21 protein-coding genes are annotated in these 23,081 nt (G+C 41.7%); 7 read left to right on the forward strand and 14 right to left on the reverse strand.

The features are described 5' to 3' along the window. Positions 1-135 precede the first annotated feature (135 nt). Positions 136-2,085, reverse strand: coding sequence for a DNA mismatch repair endonuclease MutL (mutL, locus tag HMPREF9189_RS10055; RefSeq protein WP_000018186.1), 1,950 nt, complete (start codon positions 2,083-2,085; stop codon positions 136-138). Positions 2,086-2,293: 208 nt separating this feature from the next. Here mutL and HMPREF9189_RS10060 point away from each other — a divergent pair, with 208 nt between their 5' ends. After that, a complete protein-coding gene (locus tag HMPREF9189_RS10060; RefSeq protein WP_000861940.1) occupies positions 2,294-2,734 on the forward strand; it encodes a LytTR family DNA-binding domain-containing protein in 441 nt (146 codons plus the stop codon). Then, positions 2,731-3,189, forward strand: a complete 459-nt coding sequence (locus HMPREF9189_RS10065; protein WP_000743973.1) for a DUF3021 domain-containing protein — start codon at positions 2,731-2,733, stop codon at positions 3,187-3,189. Before HMPREF9189_RS10060 ends, HMPREF9189_RS10065 begins: the two co-directional genes overlap by 4 nt. A 42-nt stretch (positions 3,190-3,231) precedes the next feature. Here HMPREF9189_RS10065 and mutS read toward each other — a convergent pair whose 3' ends face one another. Next, positions 3,232-5,766 (reverse strand): DNA mismatch repair protein MutS, encoded by a 2,535-nt coding sequence (mutS, locus tag HMPREF9189_RS10070; RefSeq protein ID WP_000179921.1) that lies wholly within the window; start codon positions 5,764-5,766, stop codon positions 3,232-3,234. 50 nt (positions 5,767-5,816) lie between these two features. Further along, entirely contained in the window at positions 5,817-6,263 is a 447-nt protein-coding gene (gene argR / locus HMPREF9189_RS10075; RefSeq protein ID WP_001231484.1) for an arginine repressor, read from the reverse strand. A 154-nt stretch (positions 6,264-6,417) separates the two neighbouring features. On the opposite strand from argR, the gene argS reads away from it, so the two are divergent. The 4 genes from argS (at position 6,418) to HMPREF9189_RS10095 (ending at position 10,449) form a co-directional block, all read left to right on the forward strand. Further along, positions 6,418-8,109: an arginine--tRNA ligase gene (gene argS / locus HMPREF9189_RS10080; RefSeq protein WP_001092720.1), complete on the forward strand. Its 1,692-nt coding sequence runs from the start codon at positions 6,418-6,420 to the stop codon at positions 8,107-8,109. A gap of 327 nt (positions 8,110-8,436) precedes the next feature. Continuing rightward, the gene (locus HMPREF9189_RS10085) at positions 8,437-8,682 is read left to right on the forward strand and encodes a hypothetical protein (RefSeq protein WP_000084848.1); all 246 of its coding nucleotides are present in this window, start codon (positions 8,437-8,439) and stop codon (positions 8,680-8,682) included. A 212-nt stretch (positions 8,683-8,894) separates the two neighbouring features. Further along, on the forward strand, positions 8,895-10,157 hold the full coding sequence (locus HMPREF9189_RS10090; protein WP_000084712.1) for an NRAMP family divalent metal transporter: 1,263 nt from the start codon (positions 8,895-8,897) through the stop codon (positions 10,155-10,157). 49 nt (positions 10,158-10,206) lie between these two features. Further along, positions 10,207-10,449: a hypothetical protein gene (locus HMPREF9189_RS10095; protein ID WP_000704100.1), complete on the forward strand. Its 243-nt coding sequence runs from the start codon at positions 10,207-10,209 to the stop codon at positions 10,447-10,449. A 318-nt stretch (positions 10,450-10,767) separates the two neighbouring features. Here HMPREF9189_RS10095 and nrdI read toward each other — a convergent pair whose 3' ends face one another. The 5 genes from nrdI to HMPREF9189_RS10125 form a co-directional block, all read right to left on the reverse strand. Then, the gene (gene nrdI, locus HMPREF9189_RS10105) at positions 10,768-11,235 is read right to left on the reverse strand and encodes a class Ib ribonucleoside-diphosphate reductase assembly flavoprotein NrdI (protein WP_000724231.1); all 468 of its coding nucleotides are present in this window, start codon (positions 11,233-11,235) and stop codon (positions 10,768-10,770) included. Positions 11,236-11,311: 76 nt separating this feature from the next. Further along, entirely contained in the window at positions 11,312-11,845 is a 534-nt protein-coding gene (locus HMPREF9189_RS10110) for a hypothetical protein (protein WP_000740033.1), read from the reverse strand. A 58-nt stretch (positions 11,846-11,903) separates the two neighbouring features. After that, positions 11,904-13,190, reverse strand: a complete 1,287-nt coding sequence (locus HMPREF9189_RS10115; RefSeq protein WP_000278912.1) for a response regulator transcription factor — start codon at positions 13,188-13,190, stop codon at positions 11,904-11,906. An 11-nt stretch (positions 13,191-13,201) separates the two neighbouring features. Beyond that, positions 13,202-14,872, reverse strand: coding sequence for a sensor histidine kinase (locus HMPREF9189_RS10120; RefSeq protein WP_009755444.1), 1,671 nt, complete (start codon positions 14,870-14,872; stop codon positions 13,202-13,204). Then, a complete protein-coding gene (locus HMPREF9189_RS10125; protein ID WP_000514464.1) occupies positions 14,850-15,464 on the reverse strand; it encodes a YesL family protein in 615 nt (204 codons plus the stop codon). The genes HMPREF9189_RS10120 and HMPREF9189_RS10125 overlap by 23 nt, the downstream gene beginning before the upstream one ends. Before the next feature lie 133 nt (positions 15,465-15,597). Between HMPREF9189_RS10125 and HMPREF9189_RS10130 the strand changes: the two genes are divergently transcribed. Next, complete coding sequence (locus HMPREF9189_RS10130) at positions 15,598-16,167, forward strand: MptD family putative ECF transporter S component (RefSeq protein ID WP_000739507.1); 570 nt, start codon at positions 15,598-15,600, stop codon at positions 16,165-16,167. Between the two features lie 174 nt (positions 16,168-16,341). Here HMPREF9189_RS10130 and dltD read toward each other — a convergent pair whose 3' ends face one another. From dltD to HMPREF9189_RS10160, 6 genes are all read right to left on the reverse strand, one after another. Next, positions 16,342-17,514, reverse strand: a complete 1,173-nt coding sequence (gene dltD / locus HMPREF9189_RS10135) for a D-alanyl-lipoteichoic acid biosynthesis protein DltD (RefSeq protein ID WP_000593504.1) — start codon at positions 17,512-17,514, stop codon at positions 16,342-16,344. 47 nt (positions 17,515-17,561) lie between these two features. Then, a complete protein-coding gene (gene dltB / locus HMPREF9189_RS10140; RefSeq protein WP_001105744.1) occupies positions 17,562-18,716 on the reverse strand; it encodes a D-alanyl-lipoteichoic acid biosynthesis protein DltB in 1,155 nt (384 codons plus the stop codon). A 159-nt stretch (positions 18,717-18,875) separates the two neighbouring features. After that, complete coding sequence (locus tag HMPREF9189_RS10145) at positions 18,876-19,568, reverse strand: methionine ABC transporter permease (protein ID WP_000444640.1); 693 nt, start codon at positions 19,566-19,568, stop codon at positions 18,876-18,878. Position 19,569: 1 nt separating this feature from the next. Further along, a complete protein-coding gene (locus HMPREF9189_RS10150) occupies positions 19,570-20,631 on the reverse strand; it encodes a methionine ABC transporter ATP-binding protein (protein WP_000085647.1) in 1,062 nt (353 codons plus the stop codon). Continuing rightward, positions 20,624-21,997, reverse strand: coding sequence for a M20/M25/M40 family metallo-hydrolase (locus HMPREF9189_RS10155; protein ID WP_000231816.1), 1,374 nt, complete (start codon positions 21,995-21,997; stop codon positions 20,624-20,626). The genes HMPREF9189_RS10150 and HMPREF9189_RS10155 overlap by 8 nt, the downstream gene beginning before the upstream one ends. Positions 21,998-22,121: 124 nt before the next feature. Further along, the gene (locus HMPREF9189_RS10160; protein ID WP_000694528.1) at positions 22,122-22,976 is read right to left on the reverse strand and encodes a MetQ/NlpA family ABC transporter substrate-binding protein; all 855 of its coding nucleotides are present in this window, start codon (positions 22,974-22,976) and stop codon (positions 22,122-22,124) included. Positions 22,977-23,081 lie beyond the last annotated feature (105 nt).

Here is a 23,081-nt window from a genome sequence, read left to right on the forward strand (position 1 = left end):
TCACAACACTTTTTATAGAACTGGTCTTGTCAAGCAAGTGTAAACCTCGTGTCAACTTGCCCAAATCGAATCAAAGTTCCCACCTTAGAAAAACTAAAAAGCCTTGTTCAAAAGGAACAAAGGCTTTTTGTGTTCTTAATATTTCCCCAACTCTCGTAGGCTCGTATGATTTTCCTGAATGCGTCGGAACATCTTTTCCATATCCGACTTGGTGAAATGCACCAAAACAGGACGTCCGTGGGGGCAGTTGTAGGGGTTATCACATTGAGAGAGCTGATAGAGGAGCTGTCTGGCTGAGTGGTCATCGATACGATGGTTAGCCTTGATAGACCGCTTGCAGGACATCATGATAGCCAACTCTGCTCGGTATTTCTTGATAGAAACTTCCTTGGTCAAGAGCAGCATATCACACATTTCATAGATTCCTGACTCGATTTCTTCCTCTACCATCCAAATAGGATGTTCACGTAGGATAAATTGATTTTCTCCGTACTCTGCTAGAAAGACGCCCACTTCCTCCAAAAGAGGCATTCTTTCCCTGAGACGAAGGGCATCATCTGCAGGAAATTCAAAGATGTAAGGTACTAGGAGTTGCTGCTGACTCTGGTCAACATTGCCAATACTTTCTCGGTATTCCTCATACTTGACCCGTTCCTGAGCAGCGTGCTGATCTATGATGTAAAGTCCATCTCGCCCTTGGGCAAAGAGATAAGTCCCGTGCATTTGCCCGAAAAATTCTAGTTCTGGGAAACTAGATGACTCCTCTCGTTCCAGCTTGTCATAAGCCTTATCGAGACTGGCAAGGTCTAGCTCTGGATGGTCTAGTTGATCATAGCTGACAGGCTTTCTCTCTGCAAAATGCAGTTTTGCAGGCTTGGTCAACTGCTCCAAGGTTTCCTTGGCAAACAGGGTTAAATCCTGCCCTTCCTCAGTTAATTCAACCTGATGATCAGCTACCTCAGCTTGAGTCGGACTAGTTATTGCTGGTTGTTCATAGTAAAGCATATTTTCTTTGAGTGGGAGAGTGGTCTGCTCTACTTTTTCACAATTACGAAGGGTAGACTTGGCCAGATTTTCCAAGGCATCTGGAATCAAGGTTTGTTCCTTAAGACTCTTTGCGATAGCTTCTGAGACCAGCTTCATCAGCTCTCTTTCCTTGGAAATCCGCACTTCTTGTTTGGTTGGATGCACATTGACATCAGCCAGATAAGGATCGATATGGATGTGAATGACAGCCAGTGGAAAACGTCCCACCATGAGCTTGCTGCCATAGCCGTCAAGGATAGCGCGATTGAGCAAGAAGTTCTTGATATAACGGCCATTGATGAAGAGGCTGATATAGTTACGATTTGCTCGGGTTAACTCAGGCAGAGACACAAAACCTGTAATTTCGAAATCTAAGTCAGAGTTCTCAATTTCAATCATCTTCTTGGCACTCGCCAAACCGTAAATCCCTGCGATGGCTTGGCGTAGTTGACCAGTCCCTGCTGTCCGCGTCATTTCCTTGCCATCACTAATCAAACTGAAGGAAATCTCAGGATGAGCCAATCCCAGACGGTTGACAATATCAATGATATGAGACAGCTCCGCTTGCTGGCTCTTCATATACTTGAGGCGGGCAGGTGTATTGAAAAAGAGGTCCTCCACACAAACCTTGGTCCCCACAGGACTTGTCGCTGGGATAATTTCTTCGACTTCTCCCCCACGCGCAACGAGCTTAGTCCCATGACTCGCACCATCCATCGCGGTCAACAGAGTCAAGACACTGACAGAAGCGATAGAGGGCAGGGCTTCCCCACGAAAACCAAGCGTCCGAATCCGAAAGAGGTCTGCTTGATTTTTTATCTTACTAGTTGCATGTCGACGCAAGGCCAATTCCACCTCATCGTGAGCAATTCCATGACCATTATCGGTGATTTGGATTTTCTTGAGTCCAGCTTCCTCGATCTCAATGATAATCTGGCTAGAACCCGCGTCAATGGCATTTTCTACCAACTCTTTGACTACACTGGCAGGACGTTCAATCACTTCTCCTGCCGCTATCTGGTTTGCCAGCACCTCTGGCAATTCAATAATATGAGACATCTTTCAGCCCCTTTCTGTATCTATTTTCCTAGAAATTGATTAGTGCTATTATACCATATTTCAGATGTTACCAGAAAAAGCAAATACCACATAGACTCCAAATCTCTCCACATAGACAAAAGCTCTTGCCATGGGTCGTAAAATAGTGTTTAATAAAGGTGTACAGGAAGTGATCACAACCTTGTATAACTGAAAAGGAGGGAAATTTATGAAAGTAGAACTACAGATTAAGGAGACTTACGAGGAGGAAAAGCTGATTGTCCAAGCTCCTCAAGAAACTAAAAACGTCCAAAAAATCATCGAATTTGCTGAAAATCTTGACCAAAAAGAAACAATCAAAGGAAAGTTTGAAGATCAGGTCTATCTAGTTAAGATTTGTAAGATACAACGCTTCTATATCGAGAATCGAAAGGTTCTAGCAGAAACTGCATCTCAGACCTACAGCATTGATTTACGACTCTATCAAGTTCTTGAAATCTTACCGACAACTTTTATCCAAATTTCCCAATCTGAAATCGTCAATATCGACTCCATCTCTCATCTCAAACTAACCCCCAACGGCCTGATCGAAATCTTTCTCAAAAACGAAAGCTTCACCTACTCTTCACGCCGTTACCTAAAAACCATCAAGGAGAAATTAGAACTATGAAAAAACAAATCTTTCACGATGCAGCCGCTGGTGTACTCATCGGCCTCATCCTCTCTATCCTCTTTTCACTCATTTATGCACCAAATACCTATGCCCCACTGAGCCCCGAGTCTCTGATTGGCCAAGTGATGGTGCAACATCAGGTTCACGGTGCTCTAGTCTTGCTCTACTGCATGATCATCTGGTCAGCTATCGGCGTTCTCTTTAGCTTTGGTGGTCGTTTATTCAGCCGTGACTGGAGCTTGCTCCGTGCAACACTTTCCCATTTCTTCCTCATGCTGGCTGGCTTTGTCCCACTAGCGACTCTGGCTGGTTGGTTCCCCTTCCACTGGACCTTCTATCTCCAGCTCATTCCAGAGTTTGCGATCGTCTACCTTATCATCTGGGTTATTCTCTATAAAAGAGAAGCTAAAAAAGTAGACCACATCAATCAACTCTTGGCTCATAAAAAGTAATAGAGAAAAATCCCACTCACAAACACATGAGTGGGGTCCTTTTTATAATTTTTGTTTAAGCTCAACTAAGACATTCATAGCCTGCATAGGTGTCATATTGTAAACATCCAGTTTAGCTAATTCTGCTAGGATAGGATGTTCTTCAGGCGCATCAAAGAGTGACATCTGCTCTGTAACAGCACTTGTTTGTCTCATCGGCGCAGGACTTTCCGTCCCTTGATTCTCCAGTTGAGCCAATATTTTATCCGCCCTTGCTAAAAGTTCTGCTGGTAAGCCAGCAATCTTAGCAACATGGATACCATAGGATTTGTCAGCTGGTCCTGGTTCGATCTTGTGAAGGAAGGTGACCTGTCCATCCTGTTCTAAGGTTGCCACGTGGACATTGACCAAGTGTTCCAAGCTAGACTCCAGACTGGTCAACTCATGATAGTGGGTTGCAAAGAGGGTTTTGGCTCCGATATGTTCATGGATGTATTCGATGATGGATTGGGCCAGAGCCATTCCGTCATACGTTGCAGTTCCGCGTCCCAATTCATCAAAGAGAATCAAGGAGTCCTTGGTCGCATGCGAAATGGCATTGTTGGCCTCCATCATCTCCACCATAAAGGTTGATTGACCTGAAACCAAGTCATCTGCTGCTCCGATACGGGTAAAGATAGCATCGAAAATAGGCAAATAGGCGCTCTCCGCCGGCACATACGAGCCCAGCTGGGCCATAACCGCAGTCATGGCTAACTGGCGCATGTAGGTTGACTTCCCACTCATGTTGGGTCCTGTAATTAGCTGAATACTCGTATCCTCTGCCATCTGGATACTATTTGGAATATAGGTCTGAGCTCCCATGACCTTTTCGACAACAGCATGGCGCCCTTTCTGGATATCAATTTGTGAATCGTCTCCAAACTCCGGTCGGATCAAATGCTGGGTTTCAGCCACAACCGCCAGACTTTGCAAGACATCAACGGTCGCAATTCCTTGTGCTAAAGCCTGCAAACGCTGGATGTACTTGCTGACTTCCTCACGGATGCGCATAAAGATTTCATATTCTAGGTTGGCTGACTTCTCACGCGCCTCCAGCATATCTCCCTCGATACGGGCCAATTCTTCGGTACCAAAGCGTTCTGAGTTTTTCAGCGTCGCCTTGCGGAAAAAGTGGGCAGGTACATTTCCCAGTTGTGAATTGGTCACATGGAAATAGTAGCCGTCCTTTTTATTGTAGTCAATCTTAAGCGTGCTGATACCAGAGTTTTCCCGCTCCTTAGCCTCAATCTCAGCAATCCAGCTAGTCCCTTCTCTGAGCACACGACGGTACTTGTCTAAGGTCTCATCAAATCCCGTACGGATAATGCCACCTTCCGTAATCACGTGAGGAGCTTCAGGAGCAATGGCAGCACTAATCAAGCTCTCCAACTCAGGGATGGCATCTAACTGTTCGATAAGATAGGCCAGGGCAGGTTGCTCCATCCCTTCTAAAATCGCACGAATCCGTGGTACACTAGACAAGGTGGTCGCCAACTGCAAGAGATCCTTGGGATTGGTCTTGCCAAAAGAAACCCGACTAGCCAAACGTTCGATGTCATAAACACCCTTGAGACTGTCCGTTAAATCACTGCGCTCAAAGAAGTGGTCAAGAAAGACCTGCACCACCTCTTGACGTTGGACGATTCGCTCCTTATCAATCAAAGGACGATGGATCCAAGACCGTAAGAGCCGCATACCCATAGCCGTTTTGGTTTCATCCAAAAGCCAGAAAAGACTGCCTTGCTTCTTACCTGAACGGGCATTCTCAACCAAATCCAGACTAGCCTTGGTCGCATAATCCATCTGTAAGAAATCTTTGATTTCATAGCGGATAACTGGTTTGAGGTGGTTCAATTCCCGCATCTGGGTCCGGTGAACATACTGGAGCAGCTTACTAGCTGCTGCTTGCTCCACATCTGCCAGTCGTGGATCTAGTAAATGAAGGTCCTCAAAGCCTTCTTTTTCATAAGAAAGTACCAGATTCATCTGATGGCTGAGGATTTGTTCTTCTTCCTCAGACAAGTCATAACCCAGCACCACTTCTCGAGCCTTGAGGTTGCGAATTTCCCCACAAACTAGCGTAAAATCTAATAGACCTGTCACATAGAAATCACCCGTCACCAGATCCATATATGCTAAGCCAAATTGATTGTCATCACGATCTAAGGCAACCAAAAAATTATTCTGACTATCCGGCTTACTGCTATCAACGACCGTTCCAGGTGTGATGACCTGGACCACCTCTCGCTTGACAACACCAACCGCTTGTTTAGGATCTTCCATCTGTTCTGCAATGGCAACTTTATAGCCCTGCTCGATCAATACATCGATATACTGTTGGGCAGAATGATAGGGGACGCCCGCCATGGGTATCGGATTTTCTGCATTTTTATTCCGACTTGTTAAGGAAATTTCTAAAATTTGCGCTGCATTAATTGCATCTTCATAGAACAACTCGTAAAAATCACCCATCCGAAAAAGCAAAAAAGCATCCGGGTATTGTTTTTTAATATCCACATACTGTTGCATGCCGGGTGATAGCTTTTCTGTTGCCATTTTCCGTCTCTCCTTGCTAAAAATAAGTCTTGAGAGCAACTCCCAAGACCTTATTTATCTTTCATCAAATCTAGCAAACGATCTTCCATCAGCTTGGCAACGTGCTGGTCTCGACAAATAACCAATAAGGTATTAGCACCAGCAACCGTTCCTAAAATCCATTCATCCTTGTTTGCATCTACAATGTTTGCTAAGACTGCAGCTTCTCCAAGTTTGGTATGAAGTACCAAGGTGAACTCTGCTCTTGCAACTCCTTCTAAATGATGAGACAAAAACTCAACTAAATCAATCTTATCTGTCTCATTTGCTAGTACATAATACACCATATCATTTTTCTTAACCTTGGTCAAGCCGATTTCACGCAAATCACGTGACAAAGTCGTTTGTGTCACATAAACATTACGAGATTCTAAACGATCTTGAATCTCTTTTTGTGTCCCAAGTTTTTCTTCGGTGATCATCTTTTTAATCAATTGATGCCGTTCTCTTTTTCTCATATTATCCTCTTAAGTGAATATTTATAACAAGTTTTACATTTATTTTATAACTACATTATACCAAAAAAACTAGATAATTCAAAAAAATTCTTTTCTTTCTCAAAAAATGTAGTAAATTGTGTTAAAATAGTAAAAAAGCCCAAAAGGAGCCCTTATGAATACAAAAGAATTGATTGCTAGCGAGTTGGCTAGCGTCATTGATAGCCTGGACCAAGAGGCTATTTTAAATTTACTGGAAACACCTAAAAACTCAGAAATGGGAGACATCGCCTTCCCTGCCTTTTCTCTAGCAAAGGTCGAGCGTAAAGCTCCGCAAATGATTGCAGCAGATATTGCTGAAAAAATCAATAGTCAAGCCTTTGAAAAGGTTGTTGCTACAGGACCTTACGTCAACTTTTTCCTTGATAAAAGTGCTATTTCGGCTCAAGTATTACAGGATGTTATCACTGAAAAAGAGCACTATGCTGACCAAACCATTGGCAAGCAAGAAAATGTCGTTATCGATATGTCTAGTCCCAACATCGCTAAACCATTTTCTATTGGTCACCTGCGCTCAACGGTTATCGGAGATAGCTTATCACATATTTTCCAAAAAATCGGCTATCAAACGGTCAAGGTCAACCACCTAGGAGACTGGGGAAAACAGTTTGGAATGTTGATCGTTGCCTACAAAAAATGGGGCGACGAAGAAGCTGTAAAAGCACATCCAATCGATGAACTTCTTAAACTCTACGTCCGTATCAATGCTGAAGCTGAAAAAGATCCTAGTTTGGACGAAGAAGCACGCGAATGGTTCCGTAAACTTGAAAATGGAGATGAGGAAGCTCTCGCTCTTTGGCAATGGTTCCGTGATGAAAGTTTGGTGGAATTTAACCGTCTTTACAATGAATTGCAAGTCGAATTTGACAGCTACAACGGAGAAGCCTTCTACAATGATAAGATGGATGCTGTTGTAGACATTCTCGCTGAAAAAGGACTTCTTGTTGAGTCAGAAGGTGCTCAAGTTGTCAGTCTTGAGAAATATGGAATTGAACATCCAGCCCTTATCAAGAAATCTGATGGTGCAACTCTCTATATCACACGCGACTTGGCTGCAGCCCTTTACCGTAAAAACGAATACCAATTTGCAAAATCCATCTATGTTGTTGGTCAAGAGCAATCTGCCCACTTCAAACAACTCAAGGCAGTACTACAAGAGATGGGCTACGATTGGAGCCAAGACATTGTCCATGTTCCGTTTGGATTGGTAACAAAAGAAGGGAAAAAACTCTCTACTCGTAAAGGAAATGTCATCTTGCTAGAACCTACTATTGCAGAGGCTGTTAGTCGTGCCAAGGCTCAAATCGAAGCGAAAAATCCTGAGTTAGAAAATAAAGACCAGGTTGCCCACGCTGTTGGAGTTGGGGCTATCAAGTTCTATGATCTTAAGACCGACCGTACAAATGGATATGACTTCGACCTTGAAGCTATGGTATCCTTTGAAGGAGAAACTGGACCTTACGTTCAATACGCCTACGCTCGTATCCAATCTATCTTGCGCAAAGCCGATTTCAAACCAGATACAGCTGGCAACTACAGCTTGAACGATGCTGAAAGCTGGGAAATCATTAAACTACTCCAAGACTTCCCACGTATTATCAGTCGTGCGGCAGATAATTTTGAACCTTCTATTATTGCGAAATTTGCGATTAGTTTGGCTCAAGCTTTCAACAAATACTATGCACATACACGTATCCTAGATGAAAGTCCTGAGCGCGACAGTCGTCTAGCCCTCAGCTACGCAACTGCAGTCGTCCTCAAAGAAGCTCTTCGTTTGCTCGGGGTAGAAGCGCCAGAGAAGATGTAAATCGCCAAAGTTACTTGATTGCAAAGCAATCTAAGTAACTAACACCAAATCCTATCAGGGATTTGGCTTGGCGCTTCACTAGTAAAGAAACATAAATATTCTCGATTTATGTTTCTTTACGTCGTAACCAGAGACACTTGCCTAAACACCTCACTAAATTGGTCAATCAAATCTATTAATTAGTTTAAGGGCTGGTTGTAATCTTCAAGTCACTTGAATGCAAGTCAATCTAAGCAACGAATGTCAAAGCCTATCATAGATTTGGTTAGGCGCTTCACTAATTCGATCTATTCACTACTATTTCTTTATCATACATGGAGATTTCCTATGAGCCAATATGCTTATATCCTCGTTATAATTAGCTTGGTTTTCCTTTTTCTGCTCAATAAGTACGAGAAAGAAAGACTGCAAAAGCTCTACCAAGAGCAACTCTTGAAGGATGAAATATTTAAGGCTGACATCAAAGAGAAAATTCACACGACTGACAACATCAATGATGTCATTGCACATATCAATAAAACTTACCATCTGGGAATGTTGCTATCAAAAGACATCACAGATCAATTAAAATGACCAAAGTCCGAGAAGGAAACTTCTCGGATTTTTATTCGCCCTAGTCAACATTATCCCCTTGAAACAGTCACAGTTATTTTCATATGATTTTTGTGAATTTTCAGGATTTTCTAACTTTTTTCAAAATATTCTTGCATTTCTTTTAAGTTTTTTGTAAAATAGAAGCTACCTATTCAGATTATTCTGAAAATTCAAAAACGGGAGCATCTATTATGTCACAAGTTACTTTATCAAGCCAGTCAACCTGGACAAGCAAACTAAAGGCAATGGGGCCAGGTATCCTCATGGCTTCTGCCGCCGTTGGAGGTTCTCACATCGTATCCTCCACTCAAGCTGGTGGTTCTTATGGTTGGTCACTACTCCTCTTAGTTATCTTGGCCAATGTTTTTAAATATCCATTTTTCCGTTTTGGTGCCGAATATACTGCTGATACTGGTAAAACCTTGGTCGAAGGCTACGCTGAAAAAGGGAAACTCTATCTCTGGATTTTCTTTATCCTCAATGTCTTTTCTGCTATGGTCAATACAGCTGGGGTCGCTATCCTTTGCTCAGCCATCATCGCTAGCGCTTTTCCAATGATCGGTCTTAGCATCACTCAATGGTCCCTCATCCTTGTTGCAGTCATTTGGGCCATGCTACTCTTTGGTGGCTACAAACTGTTGGATGGTATGGCAAAATGGATCATGTCAGCTTTAACTATTGCAACTGTTCTTGCAGTTATCATTGCAGCAATTAAGCATCCAGAATACAGCTCTGATTTTGTTGAGAAGACACCTTGGCAAATGGCAGCCCTCCCTTTTATCGTTTCCCTCCTAGGATGGATGCCTGCCCCTATTGAAATTTCAGCCATCAACTCACTCTGGTCTGCTGAAAAGAAAAAGACTGTCAACTTTAATACAGAGGACGCCCTTTTCGACTTTAACGTTGGTTACATTGGAACTGCTATCCTGGCTGTATTCTTTGTAGCACTCGGAGCACTCATTCAGTATCCTACAGGACAAGCAGTTGAAGCCGCTTCAGCCAAATACATCTCTCAATTCGTGGGTATGTATGCCTCTGTCCTTGGAGAATGGTCCCGTTATTTGATCACCTTTATCGCCTTTCTTTGTATCTTTGGAACAGTTATTACTGTTATTGATGGCTATTCCCGCGTTAATCAGGTTTCCCTACGACTCTTGTTAAGTCAAAAAGAGGATGATAGCAAATCTTTGAACATCTGGATGACCATTACCGCTATCATCGGTATCGTCATCATCAAGTTCTTTGCTGGTCAAGTTTCAACCATGCTTCGCTTCGCCATGATTGGTTCTTTCCTGACAACACCATTCTTCGCTCTTCTGAACTATGTTTTAGTGACACATGAGAATAAAAATCTTCCTTCTTGGCTAAAACTCCTCGCTATCGTAGGATTGATTTTCCTCTTTAGCTTTGCTATTTTCTTTATCTATGCACTTGCCATCGGAAAAGCAGGATAGTTTATAAATCGGCACCCTTACAAGGTGCTTTTTGCATACTTAAAAGCAGTTGAAAATCTCAACTGCCCCTCAGTACTACTTTATTTTTCTATTTCTTGTCAATAAATATGAAAAAGAGAAACTTCAGAGACTGCTTCAAGACCAACTATTAAAAGACCAAGCTTTTCGTACAACTATTGAAGAGAAGATTCAAACGATAGAAAACATCAATGATGTCATTGACTACATCAATAAAAGCTACCGTTTAGGAATTCCAATTGCAAAAGAAATCGTTGACGAAATTCGCAAATAATAAAAAGACTCGAGAAGAATCTTCATCTCGAGTCCTTTTCTATTTTTTCCTGATAACTAAGATTCCCACCAGTATAACTATTCCTAGTGATGCCATGGTTCCGTATTCTGACAAACTTTCATCAAGAAAGTTCGCGGATAACTGCATCAGAGTAATCGCTAAGAGTAGCAAGGCACTGCATAGCAGAATATCCTTGAAGCTTGGTTTGCGTTTTATATACTTTAAAAATGATCTCTGTAGTTTACTCATTTCGATTGTTCCCTTTTGAAGTAAATCCTTTATCCATAGAACAAAACTCTAGCTTAGAAAATCTTCCTCTTACGAAACCTCAAGCTCGTAGAGCTCTGCAATGATCCCAGCAACCTTCTTGATATCTCCCAGCATACCACGCATTTCAAAGTCTGCTAGAACTGGGAAGCCAAAGCGCTGGCTATACTGCTTGGCTGTCAGGCAGTACTGATTGTTAAAATTGCGATTGCCAGATCCCACTACCCCAAAACACTTACTAGCATTGTCTCCATAGGCGATAAAATCACCCACTGGAGTCGTCAGAATCTCAACATCGCCGTTATCGACACCATTTCCACCTTCTAGATAGGTTGGTAAAAAGGCGACATAGGGGTGATCCATTTCAAAGAAATCTTTCCCTTCCTTGACCAAATCCTTTATATGGATTTTTTGGACCTCAATCCCTTCGTACTGGGACAAGAGATAGTCCTTGAGACGGCTTACAAAACTCTCTGTATTCCCGCTCAAACTGATATAAACTAAGGATATTTTTTTCATATTGACCTCGATTTTTATTTTTGGATATTAAAAGAACTACCAAAATTGTAACTTGATAGTTCTTTTTTGTCAATACTTAGGCAGCCTCTTCTGCTTCGACTTCCTCAGTCAAGTCCTTTTGTTGACGCCACATCTTGTAAAAGACTAAGGCTAAAAAGAGAACATTGATGATGATGAACAAAATATCCGTCCCTTTTGCTAATGCTCCCATTCCTAAGCCAAGGGCACTATCTTTGATTAATTGAACTGCATCTTGAATGTTCATATAGCTATAAACCAAACCAACAATAGCTAGTAAAACATAGCCAATATAAGTATAGTTTGCAAATTGCACGTTTTTACGTACGAGAAATACAAAGGCCACTACAACTAAAATTGCAGATAAAATAATCAACAACATATTAAAAATAGAGTGAGAGGATTCTGACACTTTGTAAGTATAGTTGACCGTGTCTTCTAATTGCTGGGCAGTGAGCGTCCCGCTATTCGCCAGGCTAGCACGAAGAGCATCTTTACTTGGCAATGGACTCAAGATTCCAAATAGTGACATAGATGAAATAAGGGCTGATAGGACTAGCAAGACCCAAAGATAAATAGGATTCTTTTTCATGTTTTCCTCCATAAGATATTTTGAACATTATAGCATTTTTTGTACAGGAATACAACTTTTACAAGCTGGTTTCGACTTGTTTGCGATAAGCTTTTGGTGATTTTCCGCACAATTTACGGAAAACCTTGTAGAAATATCCAACATTACTGTAGCCAACTGCATAGCAAACATCTTCAATACTATCATTGGTTGAAAGCAAGAGCTGTTGTGCTGCCTTAATTCGCTGTTTGTTGAGCAATTCAGCAAAGGTCGAGTTGGTTTCTCGCTTGATTAGCTGACCGAGATAGACAGGATTGATAAAGAGATCCTTGCTGATATCCTTAAGCGAGAGCTCTTTCTGATAATCACGCCCAATCACCTCCAGAACGCTCACCACATTTTCATTCATGCGGTACTGGCCAAAGAACTTGGTCAAGGTTTCTTTGATATAGGCAACCAATTCTTCAAAGGAGTTAATGGCATGGATGGCTTTGACAATCTCCGTCATATCATCCGCTTTTAGATGCTCAAACAAGTGGAAGACATCCATGACAAACTGAGTGAAGAGCTGCTTCGTGATGGCAACGCGCGGGGTATTCTTCAAAACAACCTTCTCTAGCAGGGTTAATTCTTCAATGATTTGATTGATATTCCCTTGGATAATCACCCGATAAATCGGCTCGTAATAAGCAAACAAACTCTCGGATTTTTCTAGATTGACTGAACCGTAGAAGAGGGCTTTTTCAGCATTGATCTTCCAATTCTCAAAGGACTGCTGGTAGGGTGCTTCAAATGGTGTCACGACGATGCCATCGAGCGGTTGATCAGAGATGAAAATCTGCCAGTCTTGCCCCAAAACATAGTAAGGAATGGTAAAAGAGCCTTGCTTTTCCTTTGAAAGTCCTATCCACCAGTTTTCTTTACCTGCTAAGAAACTGATAAAGCCTTCTTCATCTAATTCTTGACTGAGGGTCTGACTTTGCTCCACCTTTTCTTGAAGCTGTAGCGCAATCTTTTCTAATAAATTGCCCAACTCCACCTTGTCTACTGGCTTGACTAGATAATCCACGACACTCAGGTTCATGGCTTTTTTGACATAATCAAACTCCTGATAACCAGACAGCAAGATATAATAGGTATCTGGAAGTAGCTCTTTCATTTCCCTAATCATCTCAAGCCCTGTCTTATCTGGCATGTTGACATCGGAAATGATCACATCCACTGGATTTTCCTTGACGTAATCCAAAGCATCATCTGCGTGATTAGCTGTCGCGACGACTTGCATATCCCATTTTTCAAAGGGGATTAATCGCTTGAGCCCCTCTGTCACCATGTACTCATCGTCTACTAATAAAACTTTATACATTTCTACCCTTTCTATTCATCCTGGATAGTGATATGGTAACGAACACCTTCTTGCTCAGCTGACTCTACACTGATTTGGTAGCGATCCCCAAAGTAGAGAACAAAGCGTTCGTGTACATTCACTATTCCAATTGATTGCCGCTCTCCACTGTAGCTTGCTTCGTGTTCAAAACTTCGTTGAGTTAATTTTTCTTGCAAGCTAGCTAGTTTCTCAGAGGACATTCCCCGACCATTGTCTACTACTAAGATTTCAACGAATCCTTGACCCTTCAAGGCTTTGATACTGATGACATTATCTGTTCTGCGATGGTCAACACCATGGGCAAAGTAGTTTTCTACTAATGGTTGGAGTGTAAATTTTGGAATCCTCATTTCTTCCAATTCTGGTGCAATCTTGAAACCATAAGCAATGGATTTAGGATAACGTACCATACAGAGATAGCTATATTTTCGGCAGAATTCCAACTCCTGCTTCAGCGTGGTTTCCCGCTCGTCGGAGATATTATTTCGTAACAAACTGCTAAATTCATAGATAATATCTGCCAGTTCATCCTGACTTGCCATAACGGCATACATCCGCAAAAACTCTAGAGTATTGTACATAAAGTGAGGATTGATTTGAGCTTGTAGGGCTCGCATATTGGCATCCTTTTGACTGAGCTCTAGCTGATAGATATCGTGGATATTTTTTTCTAGGCGATCCAACATATCATTGGTTGTTTCTGCAATGAGAAGCAACTCTTGGTCTTTTTCAGAGGTATCAATTCGAAGGCCTTCTTCTCCTTGAGCAATCACCTCGATCGAATCTACTAGATCTACGACCTGTTTTTGGTAATTTGAGAAAGTCTGTCTAAGGGTCACGTACAAAATGATGATAAAGAGAATACTTAGCCCAATAATGACAGCTGAACTCGTCAAAGTTCCAGTAAGAACAAAATTTTTAGGAACAGCAGCTCGAACCTGATAACCGTGAGAGGTAACACCTACAAACCAGTTCTCCCTCTCGACTGATACCTTCTCCCCAATATGGAACATCTCAGTCTCAAAAGGCGAAGTTACTGTTACAGCCATCGGGATATGGCCCCTTGTATTGTCAATAGCTCCATGGAGAACATCTGACGATAAGGAGATATAGATAACTCCTAAATCCTTGTCAGACACAGGATCGGAAACGGGAATGGCAAAACTGTTGGCTGTCGGCTTAAAATCCTCCGCAGGGACTTTCTCTCCGCTGCGTTTTTCTCTAGTCGAAACATACACTTCCTTATAGTCCTGAAGGACAATAGCCACTCCAGTCACAAAATCATTCCGAACATAGAGATCGTCGATATTTTCATACAAGGATACCGAGATATAGGGCGAAGCCTTGCGCTCTAATTGCCAATAAAAATAGTCTGGTGTACTGAGACTAAAGTACTTGTAAATCCCTTCGATGCGAGCTTGATTTTCAACCAAAGCCTGGGCAATCTGAGTCGACTCTCTATGGTAATATTCAATCTCACTTACTGTCCGAGTCGTCACACGTTGAGCTACCCGTTGGGCTTCTTTCTCACGTGAATCCCAGTCAGCATACGAGAGCATAATCGCAAAACTGGCAATGATCACAATCATAACCAAACTATAAATCCGTAAAAGAGAGTGAAGCCAGAACTGCTTCATTCTATTTTGTCGCCAATTTTTCATGGATACTTTCATAAATAGGTTCCAACATATCACTGATAAAGAAATGCCACACACCAATTCCTACAAAAAAGAGGAGGGCAGGCATATAGTAACCAATTCCTACAAGCATGACTGTACCAAATAAAACCTTGGCAATTGCCGGCAAATTCATAAAAATCCCGATAAGGGATAATTTCACGGTATTTCGGTAGGATAAATCAAAATATACCTGAAGTTTCAAAGAAACAGTATAGGCTAGAAAGACAAGGGCAACTACAAGAATATTAAGAAAGGTTGCCAAGAGATGAAAAATAGTTTGATGGGGCAATTGAACCAAAAGATACAGACCATAAACTAACACTAAATCTACAAATACAAAACTATAGAAAGCTAGATTGCTCTTGACAAAGTTACTCTTATATAGTTCCCAAGCTTCTTTCAAACTATAAGCCCGATAAGTATAACCGTGCTCCGCATACAAACTCATCAGGGTGGCACTAGCTGGTGCCAAACCCAAAACTACTCCTCCTGCTAGTGTTAATAGCCAGAAATAAGCCGTCGCAATCATTCCCAAAAAGATACGATTAAAGACGAATTCTAGAAATTTTCCCATGCTACTCTCCTTAAACTAACGATGTAACTATTATATCATATTTCAAACGTTTTCAAAAATATAGAACTCCCATTTACAATCCTTAAAAAGCGTGATACAATTGGTTTTGTTAGTTTGCATCAAGGAGATTCTCATGAAGAAAAATATCTTAACCACCCTCTTAGCCGCCGTCCTCTACTTCCTCTGTGTGGGGATTGGAGTCTTCCTAGGACATCTGGTCGACCAAACAGGCAATATGTTCTACGCGCCTGCCTTTTCTGCCCTTGTCGGTGGCAGTGTCTACATGCTTCTTTTAGCAAAGGTTCCTCGTTTTGGCGCTATTACAACTCTAGGCCTTTTTATGGCACTTTTTTTCCTAGCTAGCAAGCATGGCGCTGGTGCCTTTCTCCCAGGAGTCGCCTGTGGTCTTGCAGCAGATGCCATCGCTCGTCTCGGAAACTACAAAGACCGAATCAAAAACATCCTCTCCTTCCTTGTCTTTGCTTTCAGCACAAGTGGGCCTATCTTCCTCATGTGGATCCGTCCCAAAGCTTACATGGCCACCTTACTTGCGCGTGGGAAGTCACAAGAATACATCGACCGTATCATGGTCGCTCCCGAGTTGGACAAAATCCTTCTCTTTGTTTCAAGCATCCTCCTAGGTGCCTTGATGGGGGCTGTGATGGGGCAATTTCTAAGTCAAAAAATCACCGATAAAATGTAAGGTAAAAGCCCTGAAGACTAGCAATGCCTAGTTCCAGGGCCTTTTTGTATACAATCTTAGAATTCACTATAGATAAATTCTTGAATATTCGAAAAATCGGTCACAAAACAGTAAATCACGATGCTTAAGATAACCGTATAGAAAAATAGTGTCCACAAGATTAAACGCTGTGTGTTAGTTAGCTTGGTTTGCAAATTTGTAAAGTTCTTTTTCAACTTCCATCCATCCTTTCACTCCAACGTGCATCACGTCAAATAAAAAGTAATCATCATACTCTCTGTTTCCATAGTTTAGTACCGTTGCACCATGGCTTTTTGCGACATCTTCTATTTTTTTATAAGTTTTTTCTCGCATTTCTCTTGAGACACCAGTGTAGTCGTTCCATTTCCCGTTTACTGGGAAAATAATAACCTCAACTTCAATGCCCAATTCCTTAGCAACTGTCAAGAAAAGTTCCATATCTGAATATTCTGGTGACTCTAGGTAACTCAAATCTTTATTAGAATCTTTCAGCGATGCATAGCGGTCTTTTAAGTAAGTATTGTAGTAGTTATTATCAACAGCATAATCATTATTGTCTGTTTTCTTTTTGACCTCTTCCACAAACTGATCCGTCATCTTCTGCCAATCATAGTCTGGGGTTTTGTCTCCTAGCGAAGGATAATCTGATTTGGCATGCTTTTGATAAAAAGTCTGTTTGAGCTTAAAGGAATACATCGCGTTATCTAACTCTAATAGTTTTTTATCAACAATAGTTCCTTTTCCATCTATGAAATAACTTTTATATTTTTTATAGATGTCATTTTGTTGCTTGTTTCCCTTGGTGATTTCAATAATACGATTGATCAGTTTCTCTTTCGTTTCCTTACTAATCTTGTCATTATCTAGCATGTGGAAAATATGTTCCTGAGAAGCCTTGTTCAAAAAGGCATCTTGATGGGTCCCATCTTTTTCAAACCACTGAACCGACTCTACTATAGCTACTTTTCGCTTACTCATAGACCCTTCAATAGAGCCCAAGGTCGTAGCCTGAATGATGTTTTGAGAATAACTAGTCCCAATCTGCATGATATTAAAATCGTTGTAGTTAAAAATTTTATTTGGATGATAGTCTTCATTTATCGTTGCAACCAACTCTGAAGAACCCATTAGAACCAGTGTATTGGGGGTGATATTGCTTGTTATAATATCTCTACTTTTATACTTTTCATACGAGGTGCTATAACGAATACTGTTATCCTTGACTTTATAATAATCGTCAATCTTCTTGACATACGTCACATTTAAAAGGGCAAGCGTCGCAATTACGAGCACAAGCGATAGTAAAAATGCTTTTAATTTAATCATCTCGTTTTATCCTATCCCTTCGATCTGTCCGATTTCTTTTCAATCTCTTATCTCTTTAAAATCGTAAGTAAGATTTTATAGGGTTCACCTGAAAAGATAAAGAAACCAACCATAACCAAATTCATGGTCACAAACCAACTTAGTAGCTTATACCAGTTTTTGTTTTTATTTTTCTTATAAAAATTGCTTTTCTTTTGATACACTTCAAATCCAGCCATCAAGACACCATGGTAAAAACCATAGACAATGTAACTAACACTGAGACCATGCCAAAAACCCATGACCAACATATTGACCATATAGGCATAGGTTGCATTGTGTAGTCTATTTTTAAACCATTTTTTCCTGATAACCTGCATCAATACTCTTGAAAATACAAAATCTCTCAACCAGGTCGACAAGGTAATATGCCATCTGGTCCAGAAATCCTTGATATCGACACTCAAGAAAGGTTTGTTAAAGTTCATCGGTGTCTGAATACCTAGAATATTACTACTTCCAACGGCCATTAGACTATAGCCTGCAAAGTCGAAGAACAGATACAAGGTATAGAGGTACATATACTTGATTGAATAGACGACTGTGCCCGTATTGCTTAGAGCAAGTAACATCTGGTAAACATAGGTTGATAAAACAACCTTGTAAAGAAGGCCTAGAACAATACGATACACACCGTCCCCTGCTAACTCTAGATACTCTTTTCGTGGCATGACCTCGTTTATCTCTTTTAAAAATCTCCTACTCCGATCAATCGGACCAGCACTAACTGTTGGGAAAAAGAGCAAAAACTGTAAATAATCTTTTACACTGATTTTTTCTTTGATCAAGCCATCCAATATCTCTAGCATGATCTGAATGGTCTTAAAGGACATGTAAGAAATTCCAATAAAGGCCAACAAATGCAGAGAAGTCAGGGCAAAGACTTTATTGATTACTAAAGGAAGAATGGAAAGGAAAACCAGTGGTTTCAGCCTCTTTGCTTCTATCCTCTGCGCTAGAAAAACCAGAAAATATTGATAAACGACAAAGGCAAGCAAATAGACCATCATCGCTCGACTCTTACCATAGATAGCTCCTGCAAATAAGAGGGAGAGCACCAAAATATAGTAGTCCTTACGTTTTTCAAAAAAGTTTACCACAAAACCAATTAGTAAAACTACAAATAAGAGAAGGAAAAACTCATTTCCCTCGAAATAATTCATACCAGCTAGACTCCTTTACATTATCATCCCTCCTACAGCAAACTTTCCGATTTGCTAATTGAGGGACCTTTCTTTATTATAGCATATTTCTAAAAAGAAGCTTTATCCTTCTTGCATTTCGGTGAGAAAACAAAAAGGAGTCCCATTGAACTCCTTCCATTATTTATGACTTAATTTCTTGGTCAAGAAATCTCCCAAGAACTGGATTGTAAAGATAATCAAGATGATAATGATGGTCGCCAAGATGGTCACATCGTGATTGTAGCGGTTAAACCCATAGGCAATGGCCACGTTACCGATACCACCAGCACCAACCGCACCGGCCATTGCTGTTTCCCCAACAAGGGAAATCAAAGTCACAGTCGTCACACGAATCAAATCTGGAAGACCTTCTGATAGGTAAACACCCACGATATCCCAGAAGGTCGCTCCACTAGCCTGGGCTGCCTCAATGACACCGCCATCTAGTTCAGCCAAGACCACCTGCACCTGACGGGCAAAGAAGGCAAAGACTGCAAAAGAAAGGGGGACAAGGGCTGCATTTGGCCCGATACTAGTCTTCACAATCAAGTGAGACAGTGGCGACATGATTGCCAAGAGGATGATGAAGGGAACCGCACGGAAAATAGAGGTAATCTTGTCTAAAATCCAAAAGATAACCTTATTTTCCAAGACACCACCTGGAGCTGTCAAGACGAGGAAAAGACCTGCTACCAACCCCAAGAACCCTCCGATGATGAAGGAAAGAACTGTCATATAAAGGGTTAGGTAGATGGCTGTTCCCCAGCCTGCTTGACCAGCCCAGCCCATTTTATAGACATTTGGTAAATAGGTTTGAATCAATGACTCCATCTTACTGTCCTCCCTTCAATACTTTTAGCTGTACGCCTGCTTGACGAATAGCTTCTTGAGCACCTGCTAGCGCTGCTTTTTCACCTGACAAGACCACAACCAATTCTCCGACTGGAGTGCCATCGAGAATTTCGATATTTCCATAAAGGATATTAGCCGTTACTTGGTAACGCTTGTACAATTCATTCAAAAGTGGCTCGTCTGTCGAAGCCCCTGCATACTTGAGCTGCACTAAGATACTGTTCTCAGATAGATGCTCTACGATTTCTTGCTTCTCAATCTTGACCATGGCTTCGTCAATACCTGTCGCAGTTGAGATAAAGTCTTGGGTCAAAGGTTGTTTAGGGTCTGAGAAGATTTCAAGAACACTGCCCTCTTCAATCAAACGACCATCCTGCATAACTGCCACACGGTTAGCAATGTCTTTGACAATCTGCATTTCGTGTGTAATCAAAACAACAGTCAAACCTAATTTTTGGTTCAAATCTTGCAACAAGGCTAGAATTTGCTTGGTTGTCTTAGGGTCGAGGGCAGACGTTGACTCATCTGAAATCAAAATTTTCGGATCATTGGCCAAGGCACGCGCAATAGCCACGCGCTGTTTTTGTCCCCCAGATAGTTGTGAAGGGTAGTTTTCAGCACGATCCGCCAACCCAACCAAATCCAACAACTTAGCTACTTTGGCTTTCTTTTCTTCCTTGCTGAGTCCAGAGTGTTTGAGGGCAAAGGCTACATTTTCCTCTGCTGTCTTTTGACTCATCAGGTTGAAATGCTGGAAAATCATCCCAATGTCTTGACGCTTACGACGCAACTGCTCTGCTGTCAAGGTCACCTTACCATCAAAAATGACGTCGTTATCAATGGTAATTTTGCCTGCAGATGGTTTTTGCAAGAGGTTAATCACCCGTACAAGAGTGGATTTCCCTGCTCCAGAATATCCAACGATTCCGTAGATATCCCCTTCTTGGATGTGAATGGTCACATCCTTAACCGCTGCGATGGTTCTCTTCTTTTGGTGAAAAGTCACATCGATCTGATCTAACTTGATAATATCTCTACTCATAGCTTCTAATCAGCTCCTCTACTAATTCAATATGGGTGTAGTAATCGGCGATTCGCACGTTTTCATCTCCACCGTGGTCTCGGCTATTGGCATTTCCTAGACCGAAGGCCACCATTGGTACCTCTAGGGCATCAAAGACCGTATGCATAGGTCCTGTTCCCGCTGTTGTCGGTAAGACCGATACGCCCTGAGGGTAGAATTTCTTGGCCAATTCGATCACATTGAGAATGGCTGGCGCACTCATATCGCTTCGATAGCTCATCTCTCCCAAGGTATAATATAATTCTACCTTATCAAAACCATTTTTGTCTAGCTGTTTCCGAATTTTTTCCAGAACATCATGCGGTTCTAAGCCAGGAACCAGACGAACTTCTAACTTGGCATTAGCTTCTGCTGGCAAAATCGTTTTAACCCCTTGCCCTTGATAACCAGACTGGAATCCTTCTATATTGAGGGCGGGCTCGAAAAAGAAACGTTTTAGAAAGGCTGCACGATCCTCTTGTAAGAGAGGCAATTCCAAGCCGTAAATGCGACTGATTTCCTCTGGATTGCCCTGTGCATAGGTATCAACCAAGGCTAACTCCCGTTCATTTGGCTCTTGCACATCCTCGTACAAGCCTTCAACCAAGATACGGCCATCTGCAGCGCGTAGGCTACTTAAGGCCTGGATAAGATACCATGGTGCTGACTCCACGACACCACCATAACTCGAGTGAATGTCCACATCCGCACTTTTCACCTTGGCATCAAAGGTTACGATTCCCTTGTTCCCACCAGAAATTTCTAATTGCTCTAAGGCATTTTTAGTTCCTTGCTCCCAAACTAGCAAATCTGCTCCACGAAGTTTGTCTGCGTGTTTCTCTAAATACTTATCTAAATCCATAGAAGCAGACTCCTCTTCCCCTTCCATGATAAAGCTGATATTGACAGGTAAGTCATCGTGGTGCTGCATATATTTTCTCAGAGCGCTCAAACGAGCCGTGATATGGCCCTTGTCGTCGTCAACCCCACGCCCATACATAAAGCCATTTCGAACAGAAAGTGTAAAGGGATCCTCTGTCCAGATCTGATCTCCATCCGCTGGTACGGTGTCATAGTGGTTATAGAAGATCAAGGTCTTAGCATCTGGACGCGAACTCTTGAAATGCGCCATGACAAAAGGCGCCGTGTAGCTCTCATCAATCTCGACTTCAGCTCCCACATGCTTGAAAATCTCACCCAGATAGTTTGCGACTTCCCTGAGCCCGACCTGCTGGGCAAAGACTGATTTCTTGGAAATCAAGGTACGCAAAACTTCAAAATAATGTTGGGCTACATGATCCTTTTCAAATTTTTCAATCTGTTCTTGTTCGCTAGGAAAAACCATTTTTTCTCTCACTTTCTACTGAGGACTTGTGTCTATGGACGGACTACAAGATCATCTTCTTCAAAACCAACAATCTAGACAAAAGCAAGAGGTGGAATTTTCTCTCCCACCTCCCTGTTTCTTATTACCAAACTGGTTGGTCCAAACCGTCTGATGTTTCTTCGATAACTTTTTTCACTTCATCAGTGTGGTAAGCCGCGATCACTTTCTTGATAGCATCAGCCTTAGGCGATGATTCCCAATCTTTTTTCGCAACGATGATGTTGTACCATTGTTTTGAATTTTCATCAGCCTGTTCTTTGAAGAGTGCTTTCTTGTAGTCCAATTTTGCTTCTGTAACGAAGGTATTGTTTACAACAGCAGCATCAACTGATGACAATGAACGAGCTGTTTGGCTAGCGTCCAATTCAGTAATTTTCAAGTTCTTTGGATTTTCTGTGATGTTCGCAACTGTTGCAAGTGCAGTTCCAGAAACATCCAATTTGATCAAGCCAGCTGATTGAAGCAAGTAAAGCGCACGGCTTTCGTTTGTTGCATCGTTTGGTACGGCAATTTCACCGTTATCTGGGATTTCTTCCACTTTGGTGTACTTGTTTTCTTCTCCATTTTTACCTGAGTAAAGGCGGATTGGTGAGATGTACGTATCTGCAATCGCTACAAGATCTTTCCCGTTTTCTTTGTTCCAGTTGTTCAAGAAGTTGTAGTGTTGGAAAGCGTTCAAGTCAACTTCACCGTCAGCAGTTGCCTTGTTTGGTTGTGAGTAGTCTGTGAACTCTGTGAATTCCAATTTAATGCCATCTTTTTCAACCAATTCTTGGACTTTGTCCCAACGCGCTTCTTCAGAACCGCTACGGTTAACTGTTGCAATTTTGACAACTGTTTCATTGTCCGCTTTCTTTTCTGAATTTCCGCAAGCTGCAAGAGCCAAACCTGCGACTGTAGCAAGCGCTGCTACACCGAGCCATTTTTTAATTTTCATGATTCCATCTCCTTTAAAAATAATACCGTAATAGTATCTCATACTTTATTTGATTTCGCAAATTGTTAATAGATAGGAAGACCTATAGTTTGAAACTATACATAT

The sequence above is a fragment of the Streptococcus sp. oral taxon 071 str. 73H25AP genome, from assembly GCF_000146755.1.
In the GTDB taxonomy this organism is placed as follows: domain Bacteria; phylum Bacillota; class Bacilli; order Lactobacillales; family Streptococcaceae; genus Streptococcus; species Streptococcus oralis_T.

Bases quoted from the DNA above. Each gene is read 5' to 3' on its own strand.
- mutL (WP_000018186.1), bottom strand. From the start codon at position 2,085: ATGTCTCATATTATTGAATTGCCAGAGGTGCTGGCAAACCAGATAGCG.
- HMPREF9189_RS10060 (WP_000861940.1), top strand. From the start codon at position 2,294: ATGAAAGTAGAACTACAGATTAAGGAGACTTACGAGGAGGAAAAGCTG.
- HMPREF9189_RS10065 (WP_000743973.1), top strand. From the start codon at position 2,731: ATGAAAAAACAAATCTTTCACGATGCAGCCGCTGGTGTACTCATCGGC.
- mutS (WP_000179921.1), bottom strand. From the start codon at position 5,766: ATGGCAACAGAAAAGCTATCACCCGGCATGCAACAGTATGTGGATATT.
- argR (WP_001231484.1), bottom strand. From the start codon at position 6,263: ATGAGAAAAAGAGAACGGCATCAATTGATTAAAAAGATGATCACCGAA.
- argS (WP_001092720.1), top strand. From the start codon at position 6,418: ATGAATACAAAAGAATTGATTGCTAGCGAGTTGGCTAGCGTCATTGAT.
- HMPREF9189_RS10085 (WP_000084848.1), top strand. From the start codon at position 8,437: ATGAGCCAATATGCTTATATCCTCGTTATAATTAGCTTGGTTTTCCTT.
- HMPREF9189_RS10090 (WP_000084712.1), top strand. From the start codon at position 8,895: ATGTCACAAGTTACTTTATCAAGCCAGTCAACCTGGACAAGCAAACTA.
- nrdI (WP_000724231.1), bottom strand. From the start codon at position 11,235: ATGAAAAAAATATCCTTAGTTTATATCAGTTTGAGCGGGAATACAGAG.
- HMPREF9189_RS10110 (WP_000740033.1), bottom strand. From the start codon at position 11,845: ATGAAAAAGAATCCTATTTATCTTTGGGTCTTGCTAGTCCTATCAGCC.
- HMPREF9189_RS10115 (WP_000278912.1), bottom strand. From the start codon at position 13,190: ATGTATAAAGTTTTATTAGTAGACGATGAGTACATGGTGACAGAGGGG.
- HMPREF9189_RS10120 (WP_009755444.1), bottom strand. From the start codon at position 14,872: ATGAAAAATTGGCGACAAAATAGAATGAAGCAGTTCTGGCTTCACTCT.
- HMPREF9189_RS10125 (WP_000514464.1), bottom strand. From the start codon at position 15,464: ATGGGAAAATTTCTAGAATTCGTCTTTAATCGTATCTTTTTGGGAATG.
- HMPREF9189_RS10130 (WP_000739507.1), top strand. From the start codon at position 15,598: ATGAAGAAAAATATCTTAACCACCCTCTTAGCCGCCGTCCTCTACTTC.
- dltD (WP_000593504.1), bottom strand. From the start codon at position 17,514: ATGATTAAATTAAAAGCATTTTTACTATCGCTTGTGCTCGTAATTGCG.
- dltB (WP_001105744.1), bottom strand. From the start codon at position 18,716: ATGAATTATTTCGAGGGAAATGAGTTTTTCCTTCTCTTATTTGTAGTT.
- HMPREF9189_RS10145 (WP_000444640.1), bottom strand. From the start codon at position 19,568: ATGGAGTCATTGATTCAAACCTATTTACCAAATGTCTATAAAATGGGC.
- HMPREF9189_RS10150 (WP_000085647.1), bottom strand. From the start codon at position 20,631: ATGAGTAGAGATATTATCAAGTTAGATCAGATCGATGTGACTTTTCAC.
- HMPREF9189_RS10155 (WP_000231816.1), bottom strand. From the start codon at position 21,997: ATGGTTTTTCCTAGCGAACAAGAACAGATTGAAAAATTTGAAAAGGAT.
- HMPREF9189_RS10160 (WP_000694528.1), bottom strand. From the start codon at position 22,976: ATGAAAATTAAAAAATGGCTCGGTGTAGCAGCGCTTGCTACAGTCGCA.